Genomic DNA, 4,805 nt, shown 5'->3' with positions numbered 1-4,805 from the left:
GAACTACATCTCCTCGTTGTGCTCGACGCACTCCGGACAAGTAACCTCATGGGCGCGGCATGCAGGATTAACCGAGCCCAGCCGGTCATGAGTGCGGCCTTGCCGGGTCGGGCGATAGGCAGTCATGCCCTGCCCTTCCTGCGGGTCAAGCACTCCGAAAAAACATTTCCCCCATAAATGCTAGATCTTCCGTTGCCTTTTCGCGTCACAGGCCGTCAAACGCCCGGCCGTTCACAACAGTGATCCGGCAAGTGTTTGGCTGCGCGAGACGATGCTGCAGGGAGTCGTCCTGCATGGCACTTCGCTATGATGCTGCGGTGCCGTCTAACGGCGCCTCGTGCTTGAACGCACTGAACGGCCACCGCGATCAAAATCGATGGTTCGAGGACCGTTGATCATCACCCCGCCAGCCTCGATCTTGTTTGCCGCCACGAGAGCGACACAGAGACTGCTGGTGAAGATGCCCGCCTGCCCGCTATGTTCCGGATGGTTGACCATCCCGGATGGACCCATCGAGGGTGTCAAGGCGAGCATGAGCACAGGCGCGAACAGTTCACGGGCAGGCGCGACGGTGGCCGCAAAGCAACGTCGCGCCAGCATGCGATCTCAGCAGGATCGGCACCATCCTGTCAGGGAGCAATGCGAGTGGCTGGCTTAGCCGCTGCGACGCTGCCCGGCATCGCGTTCAATTGATCTGGCGCCTTAAATGCAGGAAGGCTTCGCGGCCGGTACGAGGCGCATCCCTCCTCCGAAGCAGCACGCCCAAGTATCATCACAAGCCCCGAGCGCCCGCGTTCGGCGATGTCCAATTTCCGACAATGTCGGAATACAGTCAGATCTGCTGGATTGACTTTAAATGGTTTTCTCATTTGGCACAGCGCATGCTGGTTATCCGGAAACACGTGACCGACCAACAAGAAGTCGCATGACACAACCGAAGCCATCCATGTCTGACGGGCTGCCCAGGATACCTACTGCGACCGCGCTTGCCCGGTGACGACCGCTCCGGCTCCGCCCGTTACCGACGAGGCAAAGTGACGGATTTCCTGCGTTTCAACGACATGGAGGTGGTTGTCATTCCCGCTGGGGGACAGACTCGGCCTGTTCAAGGCATTGCGCGAAGGCGGCAAGATGACGGCCACCCGTGCGCGAACTCAAGGAGCGCAGCCTGTATCGTGTATCAGGCAAATAGGCCGTCGGTCAGTGACCTTGACACAGGGGACATGCGCAAGGTCCTGAAGTTTGATGCAGCGATAGAAGGGTGCCAATGACAACAATAGCTTACAGGAACGGAACCATGGCTGGCGACGGCCGAGCCTTGGGTTTTGACTCAGTATCCGTCGGTGAGAAAACGAAGGTGTTTCGCTTATGCGACGGCACACTCATCGGCGTTTCCTCTTCGTCCTTGGGTATTCCAAAGGCCGTTCGAGACTGGGTTGAGAAGGGCATGGATGTTTCTGATATTCCTGTGCCGCGCAACGACGACAATTTTGAATTTGAGGCGCTGATAGTGCGCAAAAATGGGGAAGCCGTATTGTTGGACGGCAATTGGCTGCCAAGTGATCCCGTGAAAGGTGAATATTATGCCATCGGGAGCGGCAAGCAGTATGCTTTGGCCGCGCTGGTTTTGGGCAAGTCAGCTAAGGAAAGCGTCGAAGTTGCCGCGAAACTCGACGTTTGGACTGGTGGCACAGTCACTGCCATAACTCACTAAACCCGCCTTTCGGCGGGAGTGTGACAGTGCGAGCGTGGAAGTAGGGCGCCACCCCGGGGCACGTCGAGCCCTGTCATGTGAGCTGGTCCATAAGCGCGCGAAAGCGTCCAGTTGTGGCCAAAAGCACGATTTGCGACAGAACCGGCCCGCTTCTATGAGTATGGGCCGCTTTTTGCGGCCAGCGTGCTTGCCATCCTGCCGCCAGTGGCCGTCGCCTTCTTCTTCCAAGGTTACCTCGTCATGAAGTAGAGCACCACGATCTTGTCGGAGAGATCGGAAGGCGGACGGCCCTTCCGTCCGCGTCGGCCAGTTCGAAAGGCGGCGCGGCCTGCTCGTCGATCGCCTGGAAGAACCTCTCCGCGCTGTCCCTCATCTTGTCGAGATCGGCGCCCGGATGGTGGGCCAGCGCGGAGGTCCCGAGGATCAGCGCCAGAAATTGAATCGCAAGCGACGGTTTCGCTTTCATGGACAATGCATTCCGGTTGGGGGCGTTCGAGGGCTCCGCGGCTAGGATTGGTCTCACTGTGTCTGCTCCCGCTCCCGGCGGCTCATCTGCCTGATAGGCGCGTTCCCGCTCGGGCCATGTGCTTTTGATGAAGGCCAGAACGGCCCGGATCTCCTCGTCGGTGAGGACATTCCCGAAGCCCGGCATGTCGCTCTGGTAGCCGCCGCCGACGACCGCGGCCGGTCCCGGCGCCGGCATGCGTCCCGAAGGCAGCGGGCTTTCCAATCGCGCTGACCTTCGCCTGGCTAAAACCGTCTTGCCTAGCGCTATCGCCGCGGCCGGGGCGCGGCCATCCGGTTGGCGAGCCAAGGCAATGTCCAGACCAATCCGAGGCCTGCCGCGGCCACGCATCGATAAGAGGACCGACGCCCTTCTCCTTTGCCGCCGCTGGAGAACAGGTATTTGATCAGCGCGGCCGTCCCGAGGACGAGCACGACGACGACAAGCAGCCACACCAGGCCCGTGCCGAACATCATCATGCCGCTCATGCATTCCATCATCGAAGCCTCCTATTCCGTGGCGTAGATGCCGCCGGTCGCGTCAGACTTTCGGATTTCGAGAATCTCGAAGGGCGCTTCCTTCGTGCCACTCATGCCGGGGGAGCCCATCGGCATGCCGGGCAGCGTCATGCCCTTTGATGTCGGGCCGCTCGGTCAAGAGCTTGTTGACCGTGCCGACCGGCACATGGCCGCTCACCACATAGCCGTCGATGAACGAGAGAAGGCAGCCATCGGCTTCCGGCGGAATGCCCTCTTCGCGGCTCATGGCGAAAAGGTCGTGAGTCGGCCTTGACGGTGATTCCTGGAAGGCCGATTCCAAGGCGAGCTGGCTTGAAGGCCGCGGTCCGGATGGTCGACTAGGCAGCTTGGTTCCACGATCGCAATGCTTGATCGCTTCATTGCAGGCCATGGGCTCTCGCCCCCTCCTTTTGCCACACGAGGCGCCAGCTCACGTGTTGTTGTTGGCGTGCGCCCCGGCAACCGCTTTCACCAGCCGCTCCAGCGATCCCGCGCGCTCCAGCTCCGCAAAGAATGATGCGGCGTGACGCTACCCAGCCGGTGCTTCTCGGCCTTCCAATTAAACTGTCTCGACGAAAGAGCCGTCTCCGTTGCTCCGGTCTCGGTGTTGAGTTCTCTAAGGCTGCGCCACACCTTGGTCCCCACGCCGGCAAATGATCTCACTATGCAGCCCGTGCTCGCACGCTCTCAAACTAATTACCGCTGCTGCAACACGCCGCCTGGCGGCCTGCACCGAAAAGCCGACAGGGGTGCATCTGAATAGCCGTGAACCCAGGTCTCAAAGACCATCCGGCGCGACGAGCGGACGCACCGCACGTGTGACACCCGCCTTGTGGGGCAGGGTTGCCTTTCTCAATCCCGGCGTTGGTCGGCGTCCCAATGAGCAGCAAGCTATTATCGGCCGCCGAATCTTAGTGGCTTCGTCGAGAGCCTCAATCAACCAAGCGGCGAAAGCCCCGCTAGAGTCTCCGCCCGCCTGTCGCTATGAAGCAGTTGCAGCCAGCGCTGCTTCAGGCGCATGAACTCGCCCGATGCAATGATTTCCGTCGCCCTGGGTCTTTCGAAGGGCACTGTTTCTATTCCCTTCTTCTTCGGCGCGCGGCTTGATGCCGACATACGGTTTCTTGACCTGCCGCCTGAACTGGCTGCCGAAGCGGGTGCCCCGCCAGCGACCCCGACAATCCCCTGTTCCGCAACTGCTGAAGAGCCGACTGCGCTCGCATCCCGATATTGCGCAACGGCACTATGCCGACATTCTGGAGACCGCAGCCGCATGAGCCTCGAGATGTTCCGCCGACCGTCGACAAAGGCGTCCTCTCGCCTGCGTCCGCCATTTGTCAGTGCTCGATCTGATTGGGGAGACGCCGGTCGTCGAACTGAAGAGATTCGATACCGGCAGGTGTCGTCGCTTCGTCAAGATCGAAAGCCAGAATCCCGGCGGATCGATCAAGGATCGCATTGCGTTGTCGATGATCGTTAATGCCGAACAGCGTGGCACGCGCGGGGCGGTACAATCATCGAAGCGACCGCTGGCAACACAGGGCTCGGCCTGGCCATCTGGCGGCACGAAGCGCGTGATCGCGTGTCCAAAAGCTGACAGCGTCAGACAAATGTCAGGTTCATTACAACCAACATCTGGGCACTGACGAGGTTTTTCGAAGCAATGGGCGCTAACTGCGCGCTGAGCGCGTTGGCATGGCTTTTGAGACTGAGTGACTGTGACTGCACTCAATGGGGCAAGACGAGCGATGCGCTCCTCCCTGAACCCGTGTGCCGTCTCTGAGAGGAAACCAGCTCGTGCAGAAACCTTTGGAAATAGCTTTGGACCGCAACGTGGTATTGCAGATGGAGTCCCCGGCTCCTTCGATTAGAGTCGAGAACTGGCTGCATGGCGAGCCCCTCACGAGCTTTGAGCCCGGCAAGTGTACATAGTCGAATTTTGGGCAACTTGGTGCGGCCCATGTGTGGACGGGATGCCCCATCTGATCCAGCTGCAGGGCGTCGCCAGGCGCACCATCTGGACAGCAGGAACTGGACTATGGGCAAGGTAACAGGCTTTCTCGAAATC

At 60.1% G+C, this 4,805-nt stretch carries 4 protein-coding genes and 3 pseudogenes; 4 read left to right on the top strand and 3 right to left on the bottom strand.

Features of this window, described 5'->3' with window-relative positions; all coding sequences use genetic code 11:
* Nucleotides 1-1,297 precede the first annotated feature (1,297 nt).
* Nucleotides 1,298-1,714, top strand: coding sequence for a hypothetical protein (locus EN939_RS21255; RefSeq protein WP_063169404.1), 417 nt, complete (start codon nt 1,298-1,300; stop codon nt 1,712-1,714).
* A gap of 238 nt (nt 1,715-1,952) precedes the next feature.
* On the opposite strand, the gene EN939_RS39850 is transcribed toward EN939_RS21255, so the two are convergent.
* From EN939_RS39850 to EN939_RS21240, 3 genes are read right to left on the bottom strand one after another with little or no spacing between them, the layout of a single operon-like run.
* Nucleotides 1,953-2,444 carry a c-type cytochrome gene (locus EN939_RS39850; RefSeq protein ID WP_244514239.1) on the bottom strand — a complete coding sequence of 164 codons (492 nt, stop codon included), beginning with the start codon at nt 2,442-2,444 and terminating at the stop codon, nt 1,953-1,955.
* A gap of 41 nt (nt 2,445-2,485) precedes the next feature.
* Nucleotides 2,486-2,719 carry a hypothetical protein gene (locus EN939_RS39185; RefSeq protein WP_127312611.1) on the bottom strand — a complete coding sequence of 78 codons (234 nt, stop codon included), beginning with the start codon at nt 2,717-2,719 and terminating at the stop codon, nt 2,486-2,488.
* Between the two features lie 40 nt (nt 2,720-2,759).
* Nucleotides 2,760-2,984 (bottom strand): DUF411 domain-containing protein, encoded by a 225-nt coding sequence (locus tag EN939_RS21240; RefSeq protein ID WP_372958899.1) that lies wholly within the window; start codon nt 2,982-2,984, stop codon nt 2,760-2,762.
* An 825-nt stretch (nt 2,985-3,809) separates the two neighbouring features.
* Between EN939_RS21240 and EN939_RS39180 the strand changes: the two are divergent.
* From EN939_RS39180 to EN939_RS21225, 3 pseudogenes are all read left to right on the top strand, one after another.
* Nucleotides 3,810-4,014 (top strand): annotated as a pseudogene (locus EN939_RS39180) (isopenicillin N synthase family oxygenase); the annotation flags it as partial.
* 8 nt (nt 4,015-4,022) lie between these two features.
* Nucleotides 4,023-4,292 (top strand): annotated as a pseudogene (locus EN939_RS21230) (pyridoxal-phosphate dependent enzyme); the annotation flags it as partial.
* 290 nt (nt 4,293-4,582) lie between these two features.
* Nucleotides 4,583-4,734 (top strand): annotated as a pseudogene (locus EN939_RS21225) (TlpA family protein disulfide reductase); the annotation flags it as partial.
* Nucleotides 4,735-4,805 lie beyond the last annotated feature (71 nt).

The organism is Mesorhizobium sp. M7A.F.Ca.CA.002.05.1.1, from assembly GCF_003998335.1.
In the GTDB taxonomy this organism is placed as follows: Bacteria; Pseudomonadota; Alphaproteobacteria; order Rhizobiales; family Rhizobiaceae; genus Mesorhizobium.
This window is presented reverse-complemented; position numbering and strand designations above follow the sequence as displayed.